Below are 2,669 nucleotides of genomic sequence, written 5' to 3' on the forward strand. Positions count from 1 at the left end.
GGCCCGGACGAGTGCTTCTGGGTCGTCTCGGGCGACATCCACGCGCCGGGCTTCCGCTTCGACACCGCCCAAGGCGAGCGCTTCGCCGCCGGCTCGCTGCTGGCACACCTGTGGCTGGTGCCGAACCCGGCGTTCCACGCGAAGGGCGATTTCGGGCTCGACGCCGACGGCTTCGGGCTGGCCGATTCGGCCGGGCCCGATGGCTTGCGCTGGACCTACGCCAACCTCGCGCTGTGCCGCGCCTCGCTGTGCGCCGGCATCGCGCCGGGCGCGAAGGCAGCGCTCGGCCCGCTGCTGTTCGCCGGCATGCGCGAGCGGCACATCAGCGCCGAGGTGTGGCGCGGCGCCTGGGAGAACGTCGGCACGCCGGCGCAGCTCGCCGCACTCAATGCCGCACCCCGTTCGCACTGAGCTTGTCGAAGGGCCTGCTGGCACGGCACCAAGGCTTCGACAGGCTCAGCCCGAACGGAGTGGGGATCAATGCAGCTTGATCTTCGGCCGGTAGGTCCGGTCGAGGAACTCTGACAAGGTCACCAGCACCATCCGCCAGAAGCCGCCCAGCGCCATCTGGTGCTGCTTGTGCAGCGCCCAGTACATGAACTGCGCGAGGCGCCCTTCGATGAACAGGCTGCCGCGCGTCAGGCTGCCCATCAGGCTGCCGACCGACGAGTACTCCGACAGCGACACCAGCGAGCCCTTGTCGCTGAACACGAACGGCTTCACCGGCTGGCCCGCCAGCAGCTTCGGGATCGCCTTCACCAGGTACATCGCCTCCTGGTAGGCCGCCTGCGCGCGCGGCGGCACCCAGGCGCCGTCGGGTTGCTGGCAGGCCGCGCAATCGCCGAACGCGAAGATCGCCGGGTCGCGCGTGGTCTGCAGGTTGCCGTTGACCATCAGCTGGTTCAGCTTGTTGGTCTCCAGCGGATCGCGGCCCTCGCCACCACCCAGCGTGCGCAGGAAATCCGCCGCCTTCACGCCCGYCGCCCACACCGTGAGGTCGGAGCCGATCACCTTGCCGCTGGCCATCTTCAGGCTGCTGCCGGTCACCTCGACGACGCGCTCGTTCGTGTGCACCTCGATCGCCAGCTTGCGCAGCTCGCGCACCGCCGCCTCGCTCAGGCGCTCGGGCAACTGCGAGAGCAGCCGCGGCGCCGCCTCGACCAGCACGATCTGCAGGTCCTTCTCGGGGTGGATGTGGTCGAAGCCGTAGTTCGCGAGCACGCGCGCCGCAGCATGCAGCTCGGCCGCCAGCTCGACGCCGGTGGCGCCGCCGCCGACGATCGCCACCGTGAGGCGGCCGCTGCCGGCCGCGCGCGGCACGCTCTGCGCACGGATGCAGGCGTTGATCAGCCGGTCGTTGAAGCGCTTGGCGGCCTGCGGGCTGTCGAGCTTGATGGTGTGCTCGGCCGCGCCTGCGGTGCCGAAATCGTTGGTCTGGCTGCCCACCGCGATCACCAGCGTGTCGTAGGCCAGCGTCTGCGCCGGCGTGATCTCGCGGCCGGCCTCGTCGTAGCTCGCGTCCAGCTGCACCGTCTTCGCGGCACGGTCGATGCCCGATAGCCGGCCGAGCCGGAACTTGAAGTGATGGCCGCGCGCCTGCGCGAGGAACTCGATCTCCTCGGCATGGGTGTCGAAGCTGCCGGCCGCGAGCTGGTGCAGCAGCGGCTTCCAGACGTGCGTGCGGGCGGCATCGACCAGCGTGATCTCGGCCGCGCCCTTGCGCCCGAGCGTCTTGCCGAGCTGGGTGGCCAGCGCGAGGCCGCCGGCCCCACCTCCCACGATCACGATCCGTTGCATGCGAGCGCCTTTCGTCGTTGTTGTCGGGTGGAGGGTATCAGTCGACGGTCTGCCGGTAGCGCGTGAGCGCGATCGTGCCGGCCACCAGCATGAACAGCGCAATCGGCCACAGGTGCGGCGCCACCTCGGCCAGCCCGTTGCCCTTCAACAGGATGCCGCGCACGATGCGCAGGAAATGCGTCAGCGGCAGCGCCTCGCCGATCGCCTGCGCCCAGCCCGGCATGCCGCGGAACGGGAACATGAAGCCGGTCAGCAGCATCGACGGCAGGAAGAAGAAGAACGTCAGCTGCATCGCCTGCAGCTGGTTGCGCGCGATCGTCGAGAACGTGAAGCCGACCGCCAGGTTCGCCGCGATGAACAGCACCAGCACCGCCGACAGCAGCAGCACGCTGCCTTCCATCGGCACGCTGAACAGCAGCCGCGCGGCGCCGAGGATCACGACCACCTGCACATAGCCGATCAGGATGTAGGGGACGATCTTGCCGAGCATCACCTCGACCGGGCGGGCCGGCGTCGCGAGCAGGTTCTCCATCGTGCCGCGCTCGCGTTCGCGCGTCATCGCGAGCGAGGTCATCATCACCATCGTCATCGTCAGGATCACGCCGATCAGCCCGGGGATCACGTTGTAGCTGGTCAGGCCTTCGGGGTTGTAGCGGCGCTGGATGCGGATTTCCCACGGCGGCTCGGCCGGCCGCAGCGTGGCGAGCGCGCCATCCAGCTCGCGGCCGATCGCGCGCTGCGCGATGCTGTTCACCGCCGCGACCGCGTTGCCGGTGGCCGCCGGGTCGGTGGCGTCGGCCGCCAGCAGCAGCGCCGGGCGTTCGCCGCGCTGCAGCCGGCGCGAGAAGTCCGGTGGCACGACGAGCGCGAAC

General features: G+C 70.1%; 3 protein-coding genes. 1 reads left to right on the top strand and 2 read right to left on the bottom strand.

What is annotated here, in order from left to right; translation table 11 throughout:
* The coding region (locus tag AC1D01_RS29105) for a glycosyltransferase family protein (RefSeq protein WP_477872618.1) at positions 1-411 on the top strand (411 nt) is incomplete at its 5' end.
* Between the two features lie 66 nt (positions 412-477).
* Here the strand turns inward: AC1D01_RS29105 and AC1D01_RS29110 are convergent.
* The gene (locus tag AC1D01_RS29110; protein WP_477872620.1) at positions 478-1,797 is read right to left on the bottom strand and encodes an NAD(P)/FAD-dependent oxidoreductase; all 1,320 of its coding nucleotides are present in this window, start codon (positions 1,795-1,797) and stop codon (positions 478-480) included.
* A 37-nt stretch (positions 1,798-1,834) separates the two neighbouring features.
* On the bottom strand, positions 1,835-2,669 hold an 835-nt coding region (locus tag AC1D01_RS29115; protein WP_477872622.1), incomplete at its 5' end, for an ABC transporter permease.

This window comes from Rhizobacter sp. P3_B12, from assembly GCF_056402895.1.